17 protein-coding genes are annotated in these 21,555 nt (G+C 43.8%); 4 read left to right on the top strand and 13 right to left on the bottom strand.

Annotation, left to right across the window (positions count from 1 at the left end):
• Positions 1–284 precede the first annotated feature (284 nt).
• Together B5X77_RS05305 and B5X77_RS05300 are read left to right on the top strand one after the other, a co-directional pair.
• Positions 285–4,754 (top strand): glutamate synthase-related protein, encoded by a 4,470-nt coding sequence (locus tag B5X77_RS05305; protein WP_079505792.1) that lies wholly within the window; start codon positions 285–287, stop codon positions 4,752–4,754.
• Between the two features lie 652 nt (positions 4,755–5,406).
• Positions 5,407–6,489, top strand: a complete 1,083-nt coding sequence (locus B5X77_RS05300) for an FUSC family protein (protein ID WP_079505790.1) — start codon at positions 5,407–5,409, stop codon at positions 6,487–6,489.
• 233 nt (positions 6,490–6,722) lie between these two features.
• On the opposite strand, the gene B5X77_RS05295 is transcribed toward B5X77_RS05300, so the two are convergent.
• The 10 genes from B5X77_RS05295 to fabL all read right to left on the bottom strand — a co-directional run bounded on the left by B5X77_RS05295 (position 6,723) and on the right by fabL (position 17,456).
• Positions 6,723–7,622 (bottom strand): ABC transporter permease, encoded by a 900-nt coding sequence (locus tag B5X77_RS05295; RefSeq protein ID WP_079505788.1) that lies wholly within the window; start codon positions 7,620–7,622, stop codon positions 6,723–6,725.
• Positions 7,623–7,641: 19 nt separating this feature from the next.
• Positions 7,642–8,646, bottom strand: a complete 1,005-nt coding sequence (locus tag B5X77_RS05290; RefSeq protein ID WP_079505786.1) for an ABC transporter permease — start codon at positions 8,644–8,646, stop codon at positions 7,642–7,644.
• Between the two features lie 187 nt (positions 8,647–8,833).
• Positions 8,834–10,435 carry an ABC transporter substrate-binding protein gene (locus B5X77_RS05285; protein WP_079505784.1) on the bottom strand — a complete coding sequence of 534 codons (1,602 nt, stop codon included), beginning with the start codon at positions 10,433–10,435 and terminating at the stop codon, positions 8,834–8,836.
• A 120-nt stretch (positions 10,436–10,555) separates the two neighbouring features.
• Positions 10,556–11,524, bottom strand: coding sequence for an ABC transporter ATP-binding protein (locus B5X77_RS05280; RefSeq protein ID WP_079505782.1), 969 nt, complete (start codon positions 11,522–11,524; stop codon positions 10,556–10,558).
• Positions 11,499–12,512, bottom strand: coding sequence for an ABC transporter ATP-binding protein (locus B5X77_RS05275; RefSeq protein WP_079505780.1), 1,014 nt, complete (start codon positions 12,510–12,512; stop codon positions 11,499–11,501). The genes B5X77_RS05280 and B5X77_RS05275 overlap by 26 nt, the downstream gene beginning before the upstream one ends.
• A 677-nt stretch (positions 12,513–13,189) precedes the next feature.
• Positions 13,190–14,938: an ABC transporter ATP-binding protein gene (locus B5X77_RS05270; RefSeq protein ID WP_079505778.1), complete on the bottom strand. Its 1,749-nt coding sequence runs from the start codon at positions 14,936–14,938 to the stop codon at positions 13,190–13,192.
• Between the two features lie 99 nt (positions 14,939–15,037).
• Positions 15,038–15,568 carry a nucleoside tri-diphosphate phosphatase gene (gene ntdP, locus B5X77_RS05265; protein ID WP_041967592.1) on the bottom strand — a complete coding sequence of 177 codons (531 nt, stop codon included), beginning with the start codon at positions 15,566–15,568 and terminating at the stop codon, positions 15,038–15,040.
• A 227-nt stretch (positions 15,569–15,795) separates the two neighbouring features.
• Positions 15,796–16,050 carry a YgaB family protein gene (locus B5X77_RS05260; protein ID WP_079505776.1) on the bottom strand — a complete coding sequence of 85 codons (255 nt, stop codon included), beginning with the start codon at positions 16,048–16,050 and terminating at the stop codon, positions 15,796–15,798.
• Positions 16,051–16,341: 291 nt separating this feature from the next.
• The gene (locus B5X77_RS05255; protein WP_079505774.1) at positions 16,342–16,617 is read right to left on the bottom strand and encodes a gamma-type small acid-soluble spore protein; all 276 of its coding nucleotides are present in this window, start codon (positions 16,615–16,617) and stop codon (positions 16,342–16,344) included.
• Positions 16,618–16,706: 89 nt separating this feature from the next.
• On the bottom strand, positions 16,707–17,456 hold the full coding sequence (fabL, locus tag B5X77_RS05250) for an enoyl-[acyl-carrier-protein] reductase FabL (protein ID WP_079505771.1): 750 nt from the start codon (positions 17,454–17,456) through the stop codon (positions 16,707–16,709).
• 317 nt (positions 17,457–17,773) lie between these two features.
• On the opposite strand from fabL, the gene B5X77_RS05245 reads away from it, so the two are divergent.
• Positions 17,774–17,998, top strand: a complete 225-nt coding sequence (locus B5X77_RS05245) for a hypothetical protein (RefSeq protein ID WP_079505769.1) — start codon at positions 17,774–17,776, stop codon at positions 17,996–17,998.
• Between the two features lie 26 nt (positions 17,999–18,024).
• On the opposite strand, the gene mutY is transcribed toward B5X77_RS05245, so the two are convergent.
• Together mutY and B5X77_RS05235 are read right to left on the bottom strand one after the other, a co-directional pair.
• On the bottom strand, positions 18,025–19,098 hold the full coding sequence (gene mutY, locus B5X77_RS05240) for an A/G-specific adenine glycosylase (RefSeq protein WP_079505925.1): 1,074 nt from the start codon (positions 19,096–19,098) through the stop codon (positions 18,025–18,027).
• Between the two features lie 81 nt (positions 19,099–19,179).
• Positions 19,180–19,476, bottom strand: coding sequence for a hypothetical protein (locus B5X77_RS05235; RefSeq protein ID WP_079505767.1), 297 nt, complete (start codon positions 19,474–19,476; stop codon positions 19,180–19,182).
• Between the two features lie 138 nt (positions 19,477–19,614).
• Here B5X77_RS05235 and B5X77_RS05230 point away from each other — a divergent pair, with 138 nt between their 5' ends.
• The gene (locus B5X77_RS05230; protein WP_079505765.1) at positions 19,615–20,601 is read left to right on the top strand and encodes a metal-dependent hydrolase; all 987 of its coding nucleotides are present in this window, start codon (positions 19,615–19,617) and stop codon (positions 20,599–20,601) included.
• A 658-nt stretch (positions 20,602–21,259) separates the two neighbouring features.
• On the opposite strand, the gene B5X77_RS05225 is transcribed toward B5X77_RS05230, so the two are convergent.
• Positions 21,260–21,514: a YfhJ family protein gene (locus B5X77_RS05225; protein WP_079505763.1), complete on the bottom strand. Its 255-nt coding sequence runs from the start codon at positions 21,512–21,514 to the stop codon at positions 21,260–21,262.
• Positions 21,515–21,555: the final 41 nt, after the last annotated feature.

Here is a 21,555-nt window from a genome sequence, read left to right as displayed (position 1 = left end):
CAAAATGAAAACGTTTACATTAAAGGGTTTTTTCTTTTCTTTTATCCAACTAAAGTCATTTCCTCATCCAAAGTAATGTATAATTAATTGATTTCTGAAAATTCTTATGATATAGTTGCTATTAATATTCTTAAAATTCGCCATTCAAGTGGCCGCTTTAAATCCTGCATTAATTTCCCGTCAAAGAGTAATACCCTCATGTACCAGGCTATCAAACAACAAATCATAGATTATTATTTCAGGAGGTGAACGGCTTAAAGGAATCCTTTATAAGCCGACTGTTTATGACTACACAATGGAACCCTTCCCAGTTTAAAGACTTTTCGAGATTCGAGCATGATGCGTGTGGGATTGTTGCCAGCATCGAAAAAAAGAAAATCCCTACACGCGAAAATATCTTCCACTGTATTGATGGCCTCGTCACCATGAATCACCGCGCAGGTTTTATCAATGGCGAAGGTGATGGAGTTGGTGTGCACATCGACATTCCTCGCGCGCTGTGGAAGAAAAAGCTTTCTGGATCTGGCGTGGATGAAAAGGCTGTTGACAAAGAAAACTTTGTGGTCGGACATGTTTTTATCACAAGGACTGAGCAGGCAGAAACCATTCAAAATGAGCTTGAGGCAAAGCTTGCAGGGCAAAACCTCAGGCTGATTTTCTCATCTGTTGAGGTAACCGACTCAGAAGCACTCGGACCGATTGCCATCCAGGAGAACCCTGTTTTTTGGCAGTTCGCATGCCTGGCAGATGAGGCCGGTCAGGAACTTTCGAATAAATTGTTTGCTATGATTGTAGATTTCGAGAAAAATGAACAGGTCCATGTAGCTTCCCTCAGCCAATACCATGCAGTTTATAAGGTAATGGGTGCAGGAGACATACTGCCAAAATACTATCATGACCTGGCAAGCCCTCTCGTTGCTTCCACGATGACACTTGGACATAATCGCTATTCAACTAATACTCTATCAAGCTTTTTCCGTGTGCAGCCCTTCAGCGTCCTTGGACATAATGGGGAAATTAACACCATCGCAAGACTGCGCGACGAAGCACGCATGGTCAATGTCCCACTAGTCAAAGATGGCAGTGACTCACAGGATTTAAGCCGTACACTTGAAACATTCATTTGCCGTGATGGATATTCGCTGTTTGAGGCTATGGACATGATGTTCCCGCCAATCATCAACGAAATAAAGTCTTATCCGGAACATTTACAAGATTTATATACTTATATCCGTGAAGCATGGGGCCATTTTGCACAAGGACCTGCCGGGATCATTTCCCGCTTTGCTGACGAAGCTGTATTCAGTGTGGATGCACTTGGTCTGCGCCCCCTCTGGATGGTGGAAACAGAGAGTTCTTACCTGTTTTCATCAGAGCCAGGAATCATTTCGTCAACTGAGTATACAGGGAATCCGAAGCCATTGGCACCAGGAGAGAAGGTCGGCCTGAAATGGAACGGCGATACAATTGAAGTATTCGAAATGGAGCAGTTCCAGGGGGAGGTTTACAAGCGTTTCTCTGAACGAATTGCTTTCCAGGAAGCCCGCCAGCGCCTTGATGTCCCTAAGCTTGCAAAAACTGTAACCATGACATACCCGGATAAAATCCACAACGGGCAATATAAAGCATTCGGCTGGGAGCGTGACCACGTTCAGCTGGTTGAACAAATGGCTGAAAAAGGTGCAGAACCAATCCGCTCTCTTGGACATGACGCTCCGCTTGCAGCGATGAATCCAGAGCGCAAAAATATCGCGGATTTTATTAAGGAAAGCGTTGCTGTCGTCACGAATCCTGCGATTGACCGTGATCGTGAAGCAGAGCATTTTTCAACAAGAACTGTGCTCGGAAAGCGCCCTTCCCTATTCAGTAAAACGGAAACAGGAAGTATTGTGGAATTGGTCACTCCTCTCCTTATAGAAGGAAAAGCTGGCTATGAGGCATCGTTGGAAACAGGCCAGCCAAGCATGGACCAGGTCATCCAGTTCTATCAGGATGACAGACTTGCAGCCTATTTAGAAACAGTTTTTCACAATGATGAAACTGTAAAGGATGCACTTACGAGATTAGCTTCCGAGGCAATTGCTTCCGTCAAGGATGGCAAAACCTTGCTCGTGCTTGATGACGCAATGGCTCACCAGGATAACGCATTGTGGCTCGATCCGCACCTTGTAGTCTCTGCAATCGACCAGGCGCTTGTAAAAGAAGGACTGCGCCGCGATTGTTCACTCCTTTTGAGATCTGCTTCTTTAAGATCATTGCATGATATCATCCTTGCATTAGGTCTTGGCGCAGATGCAATCAGTCCATACTATATGTTTATGACAGTGCTTGATGATTCCGTCAAGCCGCTCGTGAATCTATACAGCGCCTTGACAAAGGGTCTCGAAAAAGTCATCTCGACAATAGGTATCCATGAATTGCGCGGATACGGCCGTTTGTTCTCGGCAATCGGCCTGAACGATGAAGTAGCAGATTATCTGGTGATCGTTAACTTCTTCGGTTCCAATGAACTTGCATACAATTTTGAAGCTATGAAAGAAGATGCAATAAAAAGAGCTGAAGATTTCCAGAACGAAAAAGAAAGAATCGGAAAAACGTTCCACCTTTTCCCTCGTATATGGAAAGCGATTGGCGAGGTTGCATCCACTGGGGATTATGGTGTGTACCGCGAGAAAATTACCGAACAGGAAGACAGCAATCCTACAACAATCCGCCACCTTACTGGATTGAAGAAGACGGAAACAGGAGTTTCACCGGAAGAAGTTGAGATTGGCGTAGGTGAACACAGCTTGCCATTTGTCATTGCATCGATGTCTTTCGGCTCGCAAAACGAGATTGCATTCCGTGCATATGCCGAAGGTGCCGACCGGCTGAACATGGTCAGCATGAACGGTGAAGGCGGCGAAATCAAGGATATGCTTGGCAAGTACCCGCGTACGCGCGGCCAGCAGGTTGCCTCCGGACGCTTTGGAGTCAATGCTGAATTGCTGAACTCCTCCAACCTACTGGAAATCAAGATTGGCCAGGGAGCCAAGCCTGGTGAAGGCGGACATCTCCCTGGTTCAAAGGTTACAGCTAAAATTGCCGAAGCAAGGAATGCCACGATTGGTTCCGATTTGATATCACCTTCAAACAATCATGATATCTATTCAATTGAAGACCTTGCTCAGATGATCCATGAACTTAAGACTGCCAATGACCAGGCTCGCGTTGCCGTAAAGGTACCTGTCGTTCCGAATATTGGTACGATTGCAGTTGGTATTGCAAAAGCTGGAGCTGATATCATTACACTGAGCGGCTTTGACGGCGGTACGGGTGCTGCCCGTATCCACGCCCTTCAGTATGTGGGTCTCCCAGCTGAAATTGGCATCAAAGCGGCACACAACGCCTTGCTTGAAGCAGGATTGCGCGACAATGTCGAGCTTTGGGCTGATGGCGGTGTAAAAAGTGCTCAGGATGTCATTAAATACATGCTGCTTGGAGCAAACCGCGTCGGATTTGGCACGCTTTCAATGCTTGCCATCGGCTGTACAACCTGCCGAGGCTGCCACCTTGATACTTGCCATGTCGGTATTGCAACACAAATTGATTCAGAAGCACAGGCAAAGGAACATGGATTGCGCCGTTTCGTACCGCGCCAATTCGACCTTGCCGTCCAGGGCATCATGAACCTGTTCACCGCTTTCGGCAGCGAACTGAAAGCTCTTGCTGCCTCTGCCGGAATCAAGAATCTGCAGGAAGCAGTCGGACGTTCCGACTTGCTGGAACAGGTAAAGGGAAAAGATTTGCTTGATTTGACTTACCTTTTGAAGCCGCTTGAAATTGGACAGATCACCCATCAAAAAGATGCTGTTGCCGAAATTGCTTCAACACAGTTACAGGTAGCTGCAGGCGCCGAGTATCTTGATGCTGTCGACGAAGAGCTTCATCAGTCACGGGAATTCCAAGCTGTGACAGCCGAACAGCGTGTGCTGGCGAGCAGGGTATCCTGCCACAGGGTACGCGGTCGGCTTGATGGTTCTTACAGAAAACTTCAGCCTGTGACACTGCGTTATAAAGGCTCTATCCTCGGTAATGGACTTGGCGCCTACAACACCGATGGCATTAGCATCGAAATTGACGGCGGCGGCCAGGACGGGGTCGGCAAGACTTCATTTGGCGGAGCAATCATGATCGCCAAATCTCCAGGAAAAGACGGAGGCTTCTATAATGGGTCAGTCGGTAAGGGCTTTGGCTACGGAGCACAAAAGGGATTGCTCGTTGCACAGGGCAATGCGGACGCACGTGCAGGAATTCGTTTATCAGGAGCCGACATGATTATAGGCGGCCTTGTTAAGAAGCCTATTCCTGAAAAAGAATTCGGCAACATCGGCACAAACGCTAATATCAAGGGCTTTGCATTTGAATATATGACAAATGGCCGCGGTCTTGTCCTCGGCGATCCAGGACCATGGATTTGCGCAGGCATGACTGGCGGTGTCGTTTATCTGAGACATCAGCCAGAAATGGGCCTTACCAAAGAAGCCATTGCACGCAGAATTGCCAAAGGCGCAAAGGTCTCCATTGAGACACTATCCGCAAAAGGCATTCAGGATATAAAAGAAATGCTCTCCACCTACATCGAGATGCTGGCACGCCATGGCCAGAAAAAAGAGGCGAGGGAGCTTGAATTATTGATGGACTATCCAGAAGATCACTTTGTCCAGGTGGTTCCTGTAAAAGAGCAGGCAGACCCGGCAGTTTCAACTGAATAATTGTGTAAATGGCCCCGCTTCTAAAACGGGGCCATTTATCGTTTTGAAAGAATATATCAGGATTTCAAGGAATTCCTACAGTGATTCAGGAATATGGTTCGATGGTAAGGAATATCCAGCAGTTTTTCAGGAATATAATTGGATTTTAAGGAATATACAGCAGCTTTTCAGGAATATAATTGGATTTTAAGGAAGATACAGCAGCTTTTCAGGAATATAATTGGATTTTAAGGAAGATACAGCAGCTTTTCAGGAATATAATTGGATTTTAAGGAAGATACAGCAGCTTTTCAGGAATATAATTGGATTTTAAGGAAGATACAGCAGCTTTTCAGGAATATAATTGGATTTTAAGGAAGATACAGCAGCTTTTCAGGAAAATCTTGTACTCTTGAAAAATTATATTAATTCCCCTCCAGATGATGATCCCCGCAGATTCTAAGGAAACCATACTTTATTAGTCTCAAATTCACGAAAAAAACATATGTAACCACTTTCATTTAAAAATAGGCTTGTTTTTCGGGAAATTGTCCCTTGAACTTCTTCTCTATCCATTGTATAGTACATAATTGTTTAGTTTTGAACAAAATGGTTTAAAGTATAAATTAATGAATGAGATATTCTGTCTCTATATGAAAGGAATTCACTTTACATGAAACTTGGTGCCCGCATTCTGAAAACGGGAATTGCCATTACTCTTGCTTTATTTTTATCCCATATTTTTAATTTGCCGTCTCCGGTATTTGCCGGGATTGCTGCCATTTTTGCCCTGCAGCCTACAGTATACCGTTCTTATCAATCCATCATTGAACATATTCAGGGCAATCTAATTGGTGCCGCAACTGCTGTCCTGTTTGTTATGGCTTTTGGCAACAGTATCTTCATCATCGGGCTAGCTGCCGTCCTTGTTATTACTTTGAACCTTAAGCTGAATCTGGAAAAGACGATTTCACTTTCCCTTGTAACGTTGATCGCGATCATGGAGACACCTGGTGATGATTTCATCATGTTTGCTTTAATCCGTTTCTCTACAATTATGCTTGGGGTTGTGTCGGCATTCATTGTCAACCTTGTCTTCCTTCCTCCCAAATATGAAAATAAGCTTTATTACAAGAGTTCTATTTTATCAGAGGAAATTACGAAGTGGATAAGGCTCAGTACACGCCATGCCTCCGAGCACCAGCTTTTGAAGGCAGATATCGAAAAGCTTCGCGAGGGCATCATCAAGCTTGATCAGCTGTATATGATGTATAAAGAGGAACGAGATTATTTTAAAAATAATACACTCGCCAAATCACGTAAGCTTGTCATCTATAGGCAGATGATTAATACTGTAAAAAAGTCATTGGAAACATTGAAGAGGCTTCACCGATATGAGAATGAATTCACCCATCTTCCGGTGGATTTTCAGGAAGTCGTCCAGCATCAGCTTGATTGCCTGATCAACCACCATGAGCAGGTAATGCTTAAGTATGTCGGTAAAGTACGGCCTGAAGCGTCGTATATTGAGGGTGACGTCTGCCTCAATAAAAAGGAGCTTTTCGAATTGTTTCTGGCACAGAGAGATGAACTCGCTGAAACGAACAGCCAGATGCTGTATCATGTCATGCAGCTAGTATCGATCATTATGGAATATGGCGAGCAGGTTGAACACCTTGATAAACTCGTGACCAGCTTCCAGTCCTACCATAAAGACGACGGAAATATCACAATCGAACAGAATACAGAAATTTAAAAGCAGCTGGTTTATCAGCTGCTTTTCGTTTTTCAGATAGGCTGTTTTCGTAAAAATTGTTGTTAAAATCCTAAAGCCGATTTTAACGAGATAATAGCCATTTTGTAGGTCGGTACTAGGTTTGCAAGCTCTTTTTTCATCATAAGGGTTAATTTTTTGAAGAAATTTAGGTAATTCAATTTTATTTTGCAGTCTATAGCAACAAAGTTTGAAAAAAGAGCCTTCATATAAAATTAGCTCTTCATTCTTGGGTCCAGTGCGTCCCTCAGGCCATCGCCCATCAGGTTGAAACCAAGTACAGTCAGCATGATGGCAAGTCCCGGGAAAATCATTGTCCACGGTGCCTGGATCATATAGTCTTTTGCATCTGCAAGCATCTTTCCCCACTCTGGATTAGGTGCGTCTGCACCAAGCCCAAGGAAGCCCAGCGCAGCCGCTTCGATAATCGCCGTCGCTATGGCCAGTGTGCCCTGGACGATGATTGGCGCCATACTATTTGGCAGGATATGCTGAAACAGGATCCGGCTGTCCTTCATGCCTACCGCCTTCGCTGCCATGATATACTCCTCTTCTTTAACACTGAGTACCCTCGATCGGATCAGCCTCCCGAAGTTTGGAATATTGATGATTGCAATCGCTATGAGCGCATTTCTAAGTGAAGGTCCAAGAACAGCAACAATGGCAATTGCCAGCAGGATGCTTGGGAATGCCAGCATGATATCAAAAGCTCTTGAGATAATGGTATCGACCCATCGGCCATAGTAACCGGCAAGGATACCGAGCAGGCAGCCTACGATGATGGAGCCCATTACCGCAAAGGTTCCCACCCATAAAGAAATACGTGCTCCAAAAACTACCCTGGAAAAAATATCACGGCCAAAGTCATCAGTGCCGAACCAGTGATCAGCTGAAGGTGCCTGGAGACGAACCTCCATTTTCTGCTCATTAATTCCTTCCGGTGCAATTAGCGGAGCAAAGATTGCCAGCAAAATAAAGAATAAAACGATAGCTGTTCCAACCAGAGCCAATTTATTTTTCTTAAAGCTATACCATGCTTCTGCCCAGGGAGACGCCACTTGTTCCTCTACCTTTACTGTTGGCGGCTGAATTTGATTTTGCGTTGAAATTTCCATCTGCTCTCTCCCCTTTCCATCAACGGTATTTGATCCGAGGATCAATTGCTGCATACAATAAGTCAACTACTAGATTGATCAGCACAAAGATGAGCGCAATGATCAGGATACCGGATTGGATTACTGGATAATCGCGGTAATTGATCGCCTCGTAAATATACCGGCCAATACCCGGCCAGCTGAAGATGGTCTCTGTAAGGATCGCACCGCCTAGCAGAAGGCCTGTCTGCAAACCAATAACCGTTAATACAGGAATGATTGCATTTTTTAGAGAGTGTTTGTAAACGACCCAGAACATGCTTAATCCCTTCGCTCTTGCAGTTCTGATAAAATCAGATCTCATCACCTCGAGCATGGTTGAACGAGTGATCCTGGCAATTATGGCCATCGGAATTGTTGCGAGCGCCATAGCCGGCAGGACAAGATGCTTGAGGACTTCGACAAACTGGTCCGTCCTCCCCTGGATCAATGTATCAATAATATAAAAGTTCGTGATGGCATTGACAGGGTTCCTTACTTCTTCCCGCCCAGAGGTCGGCAGGATATCAAGATTGATAGCGAACATCCATTGTTCCATCAAACCCAGCCAGAAAATCGGCATGGATACACCGACAAGAGCAAAAATCATCGCTCCGTAATCAAACCAGGAATTCTGGAACCATGCGCTGATGATTCCCGCATTGACGCCTATAAAAATCGCAATCAGCATCGCAACAAATGAAAGTTCCATCGTTGCGGCTAGATAGGGCCAGACTTCATTGCTTATTTCCGACTTCGTTCTTAGTGATTGTCCTAAATCCCCGGTCAGCAACCCGCCAAGATAATTAAAATATTGCACATACCACGGCTGGTCGAGTCCCAGTTCCCTTGTTAAATCTGCCATTGCTTCTTTAGTGGCCAACTGCCCGAGAATGACTTGGGCGGGATCGCCAGGAATTGCTCGGATCATGAAAAATACAATAAGTGATAGTCCCAACAGAACAGGAATTAGTGAAAATATTCTTCTGACAGAATAGGCAAACACCTTCCCACCTCTTTTCTTGATGCTTGATAGAAAAGCACAAGCGCCTTGGTCAGCCCTGAAAAGCGCAAGGGGCTAGGCGCTGGAGCTAGAAACATTTACATTGGAATTTTTATAAATCTTACAGTTTCCATAATTATTTTTTCAAAAGAAAAGGGAGAATGCATATGTTCTCCCTTTCCCCGATGCATTATTTTTTGAATTCAACCGTTGAAAGAATGTCAGATCCTGTCGGATGTGCCTTGAATCCTGTTACGTCAGCTCTTCCTGCAAGTGCAGGCTCAGAGTGGACAAGCGGAATCCATGGAGCATCTTCTTTAATTAACAATTGAGCTTCCTTATACAGTTTTTCGCGTTCAGCCTGGTCATTTGTAGACTGAGCTTTAATGAACAAATCATGCACTTCCGGGTTGGCATAGCGAGCATAGTTATTGCTGTCGATATTATCCTGGTCTAAAAGTACATACAGGAAGTTGTCAGCATCACCATTGTCGCCTGTCCAGCCGAGAAGGAATGTGTCTGCTTCACCTACGCGTGTTTTCTCAAGGTATGTCGCCCACTCGTAAGAAACAATCTTTGCTTTTACGCCCACTTCAGCAAAATCTTTCTGAATGGCTTCTGCAACTTTCTTTCCGTCTGGCATATATGGTCTTGGAACTGGCATTGCCCATAGTTCAATTTCAAAGCCATCTTCAAAGCCGGCTTCCTTTAAAAGCGCCTTTGCCTTCTCTGGATCATATTCATATGCTTCTACAGCATCGTTATATCCTGCAACTGTTTTTGGCATTGGGTTCTTCGCAGGCTCTGCAGCACCAGCAAAGAAAGCGTCAATTAGAGCTTGCTTATTAACCGCGTGATTCAATGCCTGGCGTACCTTTTTGTCTTTAAGCGGTCCACGCTCGTTGTTCAATCCCAGGTAGGCAACGTTCAAAGAAGGTCTGTAGAAAGTCTGCAAATCCGGGTTTTTCTCGATTGATTCAACATCACTGAAGTTTACGCCGTCAATAATGTCGACTTCGCCTGTGTTAAGGGCATTCAGACGAGCTGAGTTTTCAGGGATGACACGGAAGATGACTTCATCAAGCTTTGGAAGTCCCTTCTCCCAGTAATTTTCGTTTTTCACCAGTGTTACTTTGTCATTGCGTTTCCATTCCTTGAACTTGAATGGACCAGTACCTACTGGATTTTCAATGAACTTATCACCATACTTTTCGATTGCAGCAGGGCTGGCAATCCCGAATGGAGACATCGCAAGGTTTTTGTAGAATGGAGCAAGAATACGGTTCAATGTGAATTCAACAGTATGCTCATCCACTGCCTTAACTTCCTTAATTACATCACCGAATTGTGAATTATAGTAATAGAATTGTTCCTTATTTCCGGCCTTCCATCGCTCGAAGTTGAATACGACAGCTTCAGCGTTGAAATCAGTGCCGTCATGGAATTTAACACCTTTACGAAGTTTAAGTGTATGCTTCAAACCATCTTCAGACTCAGTCCATTCCTCTGCAAGACCTGGTTGAATTTCTGTATCCTGCTCACCGAATTCGATAAGAGTTTCATAGATGTTTTTTGTTACCTTGAAAGCTTCACCTTCTGTTGTTACAGCTGGGTCAAGTGAAGTGGAATCGCCGCCTCGGCCAAATACCAGTGTTCCGCCAGACGATGATCCGCCCTCAGAACCAGATTCCCCGCCTGTTTTCTTGCCGCCGGATTCATTGCTGCAGCCGGCAAGCCCCATGCTGAGGATTAGGATAAAAGCAAAAAACATTAATCCAAAACGCCTTTTCATATTCTTCCCCCTTGTTTTTTCAGACCAGTTTCTATATTCCGGTCCATAATATTTATCACCTATGCTGTTTTTCCTGCGAGCATTCCTCTATTTCAGGAAAAGATTTCCCATACCTGATTATCAGGAATACAGATGGCAGGCAGCAAAATGACCTGGTTCAATTTCCCGTAACTCGGGACGATCAGTCTTGCAGATTTCCATGCACTCCTTGCACCTTGTATGGAAGGCGCATCCCTGCGGCGGATTTGCCGGACTTGGAAGGTCTCCTGTCAAAAGTTCCATTTCCCTTTTAACATCTGGGTCTGGTATCGGCACTGCGGAAAGCAAGGCCCTTGTATAAGGGTGAAGCGGTTTTTCATAAAGCTTATCGGCATCTGTAATTTCTACAAGTCTGCCTAAATACATGACTCCAACTCTATCACTGATATGTTTTACGACACCAAGATCATGGGCAATGAAAATATAAGTCAACTGAAATTCCTTTTGCAGGTCTTCCAGCAGATTCAAAACTTGTGATTGGATTGATACGTCCAATGCTGATACTGGTTCATCGGCAATAATAAGCTTTGGCCTCGTCATCAGTGCCCGGGCAATCCCGATTCGCTGGCGTTGGCCGCCGCTGAACTGGTGTGGGTATCTTTTTGCATGGTAGCTGCTGAGACCCACTACCTCCAGCATTTCCTTCACCATTTGCTTCCGTTCCTTCTTCGTCCCGATTCCGTGGACAATGAGAGGCTCCTCAAGGATCTTTTCAACGGTATGCCTAGGATTAAGCGATGCAAAAGGATCCTGAAAAACCATTTGCATGTCCTTTCGAGCTTTGCGCATATCGCTGTCTGAGAGGGTTACAAGGTCTTTCCCTTCGAACACAACTTGCCCTTCCGTCGGGTCAATCAGGCGCATGAGCATCCTGCCCGTTGTCGACTTCCCGCAGCCAGACTCTCCAACCAATCCGAGGGTTTCTCCTTTGTTCACCCAGAAGCTGATATTATCAACTGCTTTGACGGCCCCTGTCTGTTTGCCAAGGATACCGCCTGTAATGGGAAAATATTTTTTAAGACCATCAACTTTTAACAGTACTTCTGCCATTGGCTACCCCCTCCTTCTCATGCAGCAGGCAGCGAACGCGGTGGCCGGGCCTGTCAGTTTGATAGAGTTCAGGATCCTCACTCAAGCATCTGTCCATGACAAATTCACACCTGGCTGCAAAGCGGCACCCTGTTTTAATTGAACCAGGCTTCGGCACATTACCCGGGATCGAATAAAGGCGCTCCTGCTTCTCACGGATATCAGGTATCGATTTAAGGAGACCAAGTGTATAGGGATGCTTCGGGTTCTTGAAGATATCCTGGACCACACCTTCTTCAACGATTTTCCCGGCATACATGACAGCGACACGCTGGCAGACTTCCGCGACGACTCCCAGATCATGAGTAATCATGATGATTGCTGTATCAAGCTTTTCATTCAAATCCTTCATTAACGCCAGAATTTGCGCCTGGATGGTAACATCTAGTGCAGTTGTCGGCTCATCAGCAATCAGCACCCTTGGATGGCAGCTGAGTGCCATAGCAATCATGACCCTCTGTCTCATCCCCCCGGATAGCTGGTGCGGATATTCTTTTACGATCTGCTCTGCCCTGGGAAGGCCAACCAGCTTAAGCATTTCCACAGCTTGCTGGTTTGCCGCCTTTTTACCTAATTTTTTATGTATTTTCAATGCTTCCACCAGCTGTTCACCAATAGTGAATAAAGGATTCAAAGAAGTCATCGGCTCCTGGAAAATCATTGCTATTTCATTCCCGCGAATTTCCCTCATCCTCGACTCCGAAGCGCGTACCAGGTCTTCACCATTGAGCAGGATTTCCCCTCCTGCAATTTTTCCCGGCGGCTGTGGAATCAGCTTCATGACTGATAAAGAGGTAACACTTTTTCCACTGCCTGATTCTCCGACTATTCCGAGGATTTCTCCTTTGTTAACCGAAAAGCTAACATCATCTACTGCAGGAACCTCGCCTTCCTTGGTAAAAAATGAGGTCCTTAAATTTTTCACTTCTAAAACCGGAGCATGTACCACTTTCCTACTCCTTTCTATTACCGAGATATTATTGCTGAATAAAAACTACTTCTCTCTGTGAAAACATTTTATATTAAAAGCCTATGAATAGTCCACTGATTTTTCTTAATTATTTAAATATAATAATAATTTTGAATAGTATTAGGAAATTGGTACTATTTGTATTCTAAAAGTTGATAAATTATGACAAGAATATTAGATTGTTTTTGGGTAGAGATACGAAGCCTATGACACAAGGGATTTTCTAAAAGATTGAGGTTGAATTCATTTTAGATCTGTCTTTTGGAGCATAACTGGCAGGAATATAAGAAAACTTCTAGTTTCCTTCCTATGAAGACATTAGATGGAGAGGTATGTGCTTTGACATACTAGACGGACAAAAGTTTATCGGCATTTTTTTAGTATATAATTACGGCTTTCTTTCGGCTTATATTTTTTCAGCAGGGAAAAACTTTTATTCTTAATAAAAGGCTCTTTTCTCAAACTTTGTTGCTACTGACTACAAAATAGGATGGAATTACCTAAGTTTCTTCACAAAATTAACGCTTAATAAGAGAAAAGAGCTTGCCAACTTAGTACCGACCTGCAAAATGGCTTTTATCACGTTAACAACAATCTTCACGAAAAGAGCCTAATAAAAAAAACGAAGCCGATGAGCTTCGCTTTTTTTAAAATATTCAACTTTCCAGCTGCTGAACCTGGAATAATCTATGATAACCGCCCTGTTTTGCCATCAACTCTTCATGGCTGCCGACCTCACCGATTTCTCCATGTTCAATCAGGACGATCCTGTCAGCATGGGTGATCGTGGATAAACGATGGGCTACAACAAATGTTGTCCTGTCTTTTGCCAGCTTTTCGATCGCTTCCTGTATGAGGTGTTCACTCTCAAGGTCGAGGGCAGAAGTAGCTTCATCCAGAATTAAAATCGGCGGGTTCTTCAGGAATACACGCGCAATCGCAACTCGTTGTTTTTGCCCGCCCGAAAGCTTGACCCCTCTTTCCCCGACTTTTGTATCATAGCCTTCTGGGAGATTCATAATAAATTCATGGGCATTTGCTGCCCTTGCTGCCTGGATTACTTCTTCATCACTGGCACCTGGCTTGCCTAAAAGAATATTCGATTTCACCGATTCACTGAATAAAATATTATCCTGCGCAACCATCCCTATTTTATCGCGCAAGGAACGGACTTTGAAAGAGCGGATGTCCTTGCCATCAAGTAGAATCTCCCCAGCGGTTACATCAAAGAATCTCGGGATGAGACTGACAAATGAGGACTTTCCGCCTCCGCTCATCCCGACCAGCGCAATGGTTTCCCCTTTTTCAACTTCTATATTCAAATTCTTAAGGACGGTCTCCCCGTCTTCTTCATATGAGAAGCTTACATTCTTAAAAGAAATGTCTCCATGAACTTTTTTCAATTCGACGGCCTCAGGAGAATCCTTAATATCATATTTCTCATCCATGAACTCGAATACCCGGTCCATTGAGGCAATCGATTGTGTAAGCGTCGTTGATGAATTCACCAGTCTGCGCAATGGATTATACAGCCTGTCGATGTAGGCAATGAATGCGGCCATTTCCCCGATGCTAAGATTGCCCTCGAGTACCTGATAACCGGAAAAGCCAATGACAAGCAACGGCGCGATGTCGGTAATCGTATTGACCACGGCGAAGGCTTTGGCATTCCAGCTTGTATGCTCCAGTGCTTTTGTTAAAAAGTTTTTATTCTGCCGGTCGAATTGTGTCTGCTCATAATCTTCAATTGCAAAACTCTTGATAACGGAGATACCGGCTACTCTTTCATGCAAATAGCTTTGTACCTCTGCCAGCGCTTGCGAACGCTGCCTCGTAAGGTTCCGAAGGTTTCCGAAAAAGTACCTTACCGAGAAAGCGTAAAAAGGGAACAGGATAAGTGACACCAAGGTTAGCTGAACATCCATCGTGAACATGATAGCAGCTGCTATCACAATTGTAGCAACGTCCAGCCATAAATTCATCAGCCCTGTAATTACGAATGTTTTTGTCTGCTCTACATCATTGATCATCCTTGAGATGACCTCTCCGGCCCTCGTGTTGGAATAATACCTATAGCTGAGCCTCTGCATATGTGTGAACAGCCTGTCCCTTATGTCATAAAGGATTTTGCTGGCGGTCCACTGGGCAAAGTATTGACGATAGTATTCAATTGGCGGCCTGAGGACAACAAACACGACAATCATGATGCCCATGATCCAAAACAATTTGTCTATTTTTTCATCCTTCGCCAACGTTTCATTGCCGATGACATCATCCAGGACGAACTTGATTAAAAGCGGAATCATTAACGGAATCGCAAATTTAAGGATTCCGATGATGATTGTTCCGATGATTTGCAGCCGATATGGTTTTACGAATTTTAAGTATCTGCGAATGCTGCCCAATGTAAAGTTCCCCCTTATGGAGCTCCTTGCTTTCTATCTGCACGAAACAAAAACCTGTTGATTCAAATCAACAGGCTGAAACTTGTCTACCCTGTATGGTCAGCGGCGATAGGTTAAATACCGCTCATAATAAATGTCGATAAAATCAGGTGCAAACGGACCTTTCCTTTGCCTGATCCAGCGTTTAAGCTTTTCAACATTGTATTTTAAAATCTTGTCAATCACATCAGGGTACTGCATTTCCTTGCGGTGGCGTTCATATTCATCTTCATCGAGTAGATTAAACGTCATATCTGGAAAAACTTTTATGTCGAGATCGTAGTCAATATATTTCAGTGCTTCTCCGTCAAAAATAAATGGAGAACTAATATTGCAGTAATAATATACGCCATCTTCCCGGATCATGCCTATAACGTTGAACCACAGCTGAGAGTGGAAGTAACAGATCGCAGGCTCTCTCGTAATCCAAGTCCTGCCGTCTGATTCAGTCACGACAGTCCGATCGTTTCCGCCAATTACCAGATTCTGTGTGCCCTTTAAGACGGTAGTTTCTTCCCAGACTCGATGGATGTGCCCATTATGCTTATAACTATGGATTTGGATCGGTTCACCTTCTGTGGGTACGCCCATGTTCTTCTCCCCTACTTTCCTTTCCCGGAAACTTTGCAACCTATAAATGTATATTTATCTCAGTTCTTCAAAACGACAAAAGGCAACAAAGAACGATTCCTATTTTTTATTATTATAACGGTTAACATGAGAATTTAAAACAAAAGAGCCATCGATTTCCTCGATCGCCCTTTAAAATTGCTTAAATTTTTATAAAAATTCATTTTTTATCCTTACATTAACTGTTATTAGCGAATAGTTACAGCTAGCTGCTGGTAAGTATGGATTACTTCCTCCGTCTGTTTTTCAAACATCCGGTGAATTTCCTGCAGATCAAGCTTTTTACGATCAATTTCCAAGCGAAGCTCCTCTAACTCTGCACTTTGCTTCAGGGCATCCAGCTGTTTTTCGATTTCCTGACACCTTTCCAGTTCAGATTGCAAATACAGAAGCTTTTCCATTGTTTGCATTTGAGTAGATACCAATTCGTTAAATTTATCCATGCTTATCCACCGCCTGTAAAATTTATCTCCTATTTGTATTCTTGGGCGGCTTTTAAATTCCTTTGACTAGTTATGTAGAGGAATCGGAACCTTTGTCGAATGGAATGTTATTAATTCCATGTATAAATTGGATGAAGTGTTATTTAGTTGGGTGTACAAGTAATAAAGGTATCTAACTAGGACGGGCATTGGGCTAGACAGGGCCTCCAGCTTCTTTTTGAAACAGCAACGCAGGTTTCAATTACAATGGAAAAGGCACTCTGGAATAGAGTGCCTTTCATTTAGGTGATATTAACGCTGTTGACCAGAGTTTTGGCTTTTGCGAGCTTCAGCTTGCTGGTTTTGCTGGCGTACTTCTTGAGCGTTAGTTTCGCTTGCGAATTCAGTACCGAATTGGCCTTGTCCGCCACGAGCTGCTTGAGCGTTTTGCTGGCGTACTTCTGCAGCGTTAGTTTCGCTAGCAAATTCAGTACCAAATTGACCTTGGCGTCCAGCAGATTGAGCGTTTTGCTGACGAACTTCTTGAATGTTAGTTCCAGCTTGAGTTTGGTTAGGTTGTTTTGCCATTGTTTATCACCTCCACGAAATATAGATTAACCATCCGCGGGGTGTAATATCCGACTAATTTTTACCAATCAATATCTAAAATTTTGTTTTTACACTAATAACGATATACCGCCATCAACAATGATTGTCTGTCCGCGAATCATGCTCGATTCATCCTTTAAAAGGAACATGACGGCATTGATCATATCCTCAATATCGACCATTCTTCCGGCTGGAGTTTTTTCTCTAGCCTCTGCAAGCAGCTCTTCTCTGTTAGGAAAATGCGTCAATGCTTCCGTATCGACAGCTCCCCCCGATACGGCATTGACCACAATGTTTTTTCGTGCCAGTTCAACAGCCAGATAACGCGTCAGTGCTTCTAATGCCGCCTTGGAAACACCTACTGTTGTGTAGTTTTCCAAATAACGTATGGACCCAAGTGAACTGATGCTGACAATCTTACCCCCGCCATTTCTTTCCATCAGCCTGGCTGCCTCCTGGGCGCAGAATAACAATGCTTTGCTGTTGATGTTCATTGTCCAGTCCCAATGGGATTCTTCCAATTCCATCGCTGGCCTTAGCACTCCTGATGCGGCATTGTTCACGAACACATCCAGCCTTCCGAATTCTGCGTCAATTTGTTCGAACATCGTCTTTATTTTACTGACGTCTCCGACATTCGCTTTAATGACCATAGCCTTCCTTCCAAGTGCTTCGATTTCCTGCGCTGTTTCCAAGGCTGCCGATTTGCTGCGTGCATAATTAACGATAATGTCATATCCTTCTTTTGCCAGCCTGATTGCTGCAGCTTTGCCGATTCCACGGCTGCTTCCTGTTATTAGTGCTACTTTTTGTGTCATGTGCAAATTCCTTTCTTATCCTCTTCCTGCTAAAAGCGGAAAGCTAATTTTGTTTCATTTTAGCTTTTTCAGGTATATATGACAATAAGTCTTCAAAAAAGAAGATTGTTAAAAGCGGTTTTTGACTGGATAGTTTCTGGTAAAGATAACGCGTTGGTTTTCAAAAGCACTTCTCGGGAAAATCCCCAACTGCATATGCAGTAAAAAAATTTTATTTATATCAAGCTTTTATTAAGAGTCCAGCGAAAGAGCATTGATAAAAAACCGTATCGCTGAAAACAATAACAATAAGATACTTATTGAAAGGATGATTTCTTATGTACGTTGGCCGTGATATGACTGAACTTTCAATGATGTCAAAGACCGATTGGAAAGACAGTGAGCTTGCCTTTTTCCATCACTCTTTGCAGCAGATGGTACCATATTTAAATGCTGAGGGACAGACGATCCACAGGGAAATTGTTGAAGAAATAGAGCGCAGGGGCGGCCTGGGACGTGGCGAAGCCGATTACACCCATGGTACAAAAGTCAGCTACGATTAAATTAGAAGGCTGACAAACCAGAGCGGTTAGTCAGCCTTTTTAAACTCGATATACTGTTTCAGCATTTTTTGATAAGGTACTGGAAAGGCAAACTCCTGGATCTCGTCTTCGGTAACAAGTTTTAAATGCGGGGTTTGCGGGATATCATCTTGAAAACTTCCGCTGAATACATGAATATTCCATTTAAGATGTGAAAAAACATGTTCAATTTCGCCTAAAGAATCATTTATCTTTGGAAACGAGCCATAAAGTTCCTCGAAATGTTCCCCCAGCTGCTCTCGCTGCCTTTGGAATTCCAGGTTTAATTCAACAGTCGGGAACTCCCATAAGTTTGCCAGCAAACCAGTTTCTGGCCTTTTCCGTATCAGGATTTTGCCCTGGCTATCTTTAAAAATACCAGCCGCAAGCAGGACGTTTTTTTGCTTTTTCTTTTTTGTTTTTACCGGAAGTTCAGTTTGTACTCCTTCATGGAAAGCCTCGCAATGATCCCTGACCGGGCAGAGAAGGCATGAAGGTGACGTTGGTGTACAAATGAGGGCTCCCAGCTCCATTAAGGCCTGATTAAAATAGGATGGGTTTTCATGCGAGATAACTTCCCTGACAGCAGCTTCAAATATTTTACGTGAAGCAGGTCTGGCAATGTCATCCCAGATCAGCAATATCCTGGATAAAACCCTCATGACATTTCCGTCGACTGCGGGCTCAGGCTTTCCGTAAGCGATACTGAGAATGGCCCCAGCGGTGTATGGGCCAACCCCTTTTAAGGAGGAGATACCTTCTGGTGAATCAGGTACAACGCCTCCGTAATTCTGATGCACTTCCCTGACAGCGGATTGTAAGTTGCGGACACGGGAATAATAACCAAGACCTTCCCAGGCTTTTAAGACCTTTTCTTCATCGGCAGACGCAAGCGCCTCTATCGTTGGAAATTTCTCCAAAAACCGATTAAAATAAGGGATGACAGTATCTACTCTAGTTTGTTGAAGCATGATTTCTGATACCCACACTTTATAAGGATCTTGATCCTTTCTCCATGGCAGTTCTCGCTGCTCATTAACAAACCATCCTATTAAGTCATCCTGAAAGGATTTTATATCCATTTTATCTACACATTTCTTGATGTCAGTTGCCACTTTTGTTCCTCCAGGTGTTAAACTTTCCGGAAATTTGGGAATATAATATTAACGCTTCTGCTTGATCGCCATAAAGCCAATTCGTTCGAGTCCTCCCGGAACGCAGTCCTCAAGCATTCCGAATACTGAATGCTTCCGGGAAAGACGCATTTTTTTCAATGCATGGTAATGAGCTTCAGTCGGTACAAAGAATGATTCAATGAATATATTTCGCTCATCCGACCGGCTGCATGAAAACATATAAGCTTCAAAATCAGGAAGCATCTCTGAAATTCGATTAATTGCCTGAACGTATTGGCCAAGCAGATTTTGTTTTACTTCATATTGGATAATCATCTGGATCATTTAATCAGCTCCCTATGAACTTTCAATGGGACTGAATAGTACAGCCCTTTAAAAGTAAACGATTATTTGCATTGTGACAAGAACTTTTACCTGCCATGAACTTGGTAACAAAAAAAATTTGAAAGAGGAGGCGTTTCCATGGATACAGGTACCCATGTTGTAATGGGATTCGCTCTTGGCGGGTTGGCGACGCTTGATCCAGTAGTCAGCGAAAGCAGCATCACTGCCAGCAGCGTACTGATTGCTACACTCGTCGGATCACAAATCCCGGATATAGATACTGTTTTAAAACTTAGGAATAATGCAGTTTATATACGTAACCATCGAGGAATCACACATTCTATTCCAGCTGTCCTCCTGTGGCCGCTATTGATTTCCGGAGCAATTTACCTTTTTTATCCGGAAGCAAATTTGCTGCACTTATGGATTTGGACATTCATTGCTGTTTTCCTTCATGTTTTTGTCGACATTTTTAATGCCTATGGAACCCAGGCACTAAGGCCGTTTTCGTCGAAATGGGTCGCATTGGGAGTCATCAACACATTTGACCCAATTATATTTGCGCTTCATGTCGTTGGTTTGTTCCTCTGGGCATTTGGAGCACACCCAGGGTATACATTTTTAACCATTTATGGAATCCTCGTGCTCTACTATATTTACCGTTTTATCGTCAAGCATCGGATTAGATGTGCGGTTGAGAACATTGTTCCTGATGCTACGGAAATTATTATTGCTCCGACAATGCGATTCAACCATTGGCGTATTGCAGTCATGAACAAGCATCAGTTCTTCGTCGGACGTGGTCATAAACGCCATGTACGGATCCTGGATCAGTTCAACCGTGTCCCGGTCCCAGAAACTCCCGTGCTTGAAGCGGCCAAGAAGGATAAAAACCTTTCAGCTTTCCTATCCTTCTCACCAGTCTACCGTTGGGAATGTGACGAATATGATGATTTTTACGAAGTCAGGTTCATTGATTTACGCTATCGCAGCAATGGACACTACCCTTTTGTTGCCGTAGTGAACCTGAGCAAGGACCTGCAAATCCTCAGCTCTTATACAGGCTGGATTTACAGTGAGGAAAAATTACGAAAGAAATTAGAATTCCTTCCTGGAGAAGGATAAACCGGGTGTGTTTTTTACCCGGTTTTTTTGTTGGAATGTGGGCAGGGCGTTAAATTGGAAGGATCACTGGTAGGAGGATACTTTGTCTGAGCCATGGTATGGGTATGGGGTCACGATTTGGGAAAGTGAATATTTGTTCGGGATTGCTGCAGGTTAAGTGGCCGGTTTTCAGGTATTCCCTTCACTTCGGTAACATATTTGTTCTTTATGTGACCCATCTACGCGTTTTCCCTTCTCTTCGGGCACATATTTGTTCTTTATGTGACCCATCTACGCGTTTCCCCTATTCTTCGGGCACATATTTGTTATTTATGTGACCCACCTACGCGTTTCCCCTTCTCATCGGGCACTTATTTGTTATTTATGTGACCCATCTCTGCATTTTTCCTTCTCTTCGGGCACATATTTGTTATTTATGTGACCGATCTTCGCGTTTCCTCTTCTCTTCGGTCACATATGTGTTATTCATGTGACCGATCTCCTTTTTTCATCTTCTCTGTCGGTGAGAAATTTTTATTTATGTGACCGGTTATTGAGATTTCCCATCTAGTCGGTAAATTTCTGCAAATCTAAAGTGCATACCTAAACCATTTAAGCTAAACGTTCACCTAGACAAAAAACAAAAACCCCGTGAAAACGGGGGATTCAAATAAACGAGTTACTCTTCATCCAATAAATGCTTATACTTTGGATTTCTGGCAACGAATTCGTGCAGCTGGCCGCCATAATTCTCAACCCACTGGCGGACGACCTTTTCGGTCATTTCGCTGCCCATATATTTATGGCCGGCTTTTGCATAGGTTGCTTCGAAGTCGCTCCATAAAAGCTCTACCCACCTCAAGGCCTGTTCATAAGTGATGCCGCTGTTTTTTTCCTGCAGCAAGCTGGCTAGCTTTTCGTGAGTTTCCTGCATCTTGATCACCCTTTGCCAATATTTAATGTTGTTATGAATGC

It is taken from the genome of Mesobacillus jeotgali, from assembly GCF_900166585.1.
Taxonomy (GTDB): domain Bacteria; phylum Bacillota; class Bacilli; order Bacillales; family Cytobacillaceae; genus Mesobacillus; species Mesobacillus jeotgali_A.
Note: the sequence above shows the minus strand (reverse complement) of the source record. Positions and strands in the feature narration are given on the sequence as shown.

Bases quoted from the DNA above. Each gene is read 5' to 3' on its own strand.
- B5X77_RS05305 (WP_079505792.1), top strand. From the start codon at position 285: ATGACTACACAATGGAACCCTTCCCAGTTTAAAGACTTTTCGAGATTC.
- B5X77_RS05300 (WP_079505790.1), top strand. From the start codon at position 5,407: ATGAAACTTGGTGCCCGCATTCTGAAAACGGGAATTGCCATTACTCTT.
- B5X77_RS05295 (WP_079505788.1), bottom strand. From the start codon at position 7,622: ATGGAAATTTCAACGCAAAATCAAATTCAGCCGCCAACAGTAAAGGTA.
- B5X77_RS05285 (WP_079505784.1), bottom strand. From the start codon at position 10,435: ATGAAAAGGCGTTTTGGATTAATGTTTTTTGCTTTTATCCTAATCCTC.
- B5X77_RS05280 (WP_079505782.1), bottom strand. From the start codon at position 11,524: ATGGCAGAAGTACTGTTAAAAGTTGATGGTCTTAAAAAATATTTTCCC.
- ntdP (WP_041967592.1), bottom strand. From the start codon at position 15,568: ATGGGCGTACCCACAGAAGGTGAACCGATCCAAATCCATAGTTATAAG.
- B5X77_RS05260 (WP_079505776.1), bottom strand. From the start codon at position 16,050: ATGGATAAATTTAACGAATTGGTATCTACTCAAATGCAAACAATGGAA.
- B5X77_RS05255 (WP_079505774.1), bottom strand. From the start codon at position 16,617: ATGGCAAAACAACCTAACCAAACTCAAGCTGGAACTAACATTCAAGAA.
- fabL (WP_079505771.1), bottom strand. From the start codon at position 17,456: ATGACACAAAAAGTAGCACTAATAACAGGAAGCAGCCGTGGAATCGGC.
- B5X77_RS05245 (WP_079505769.1), top strand. From the start codon at position 17,774: ATGTACGTTGGCCGTGATATGACTGAACTTTCAATGATGTCAAAGACC.
- mutY (WP_079505925.1), bottom strand. From the start codon at position 19,098: ATGGATATAAAATCCTTTCAGGATGACTTAATAGGATGGTTTGTTAAT.
- B5X77_RS05235 (WP_079505767.1), bottom strand. From the start codon at position 19,476: ATGATCCAGATGATTATCCAATATGAAGTAAAACAAAATCTGCTTGGC.
- B5X77_RS05230 (WP_079505765.1), top strand. From the start codon at position 19,615: ATGGATACAGGTACCCATGTTGTAATGGGATTCGCTCTTGGCGGGTTG.
- B5X77_RS05225 (WP_079505763.1), bottom strand. From the start codon at position 21,514: ATGCAGGAAACTCACGAAAAGCTAGCCAGCTTGCTGCAGGAAAAAAAC.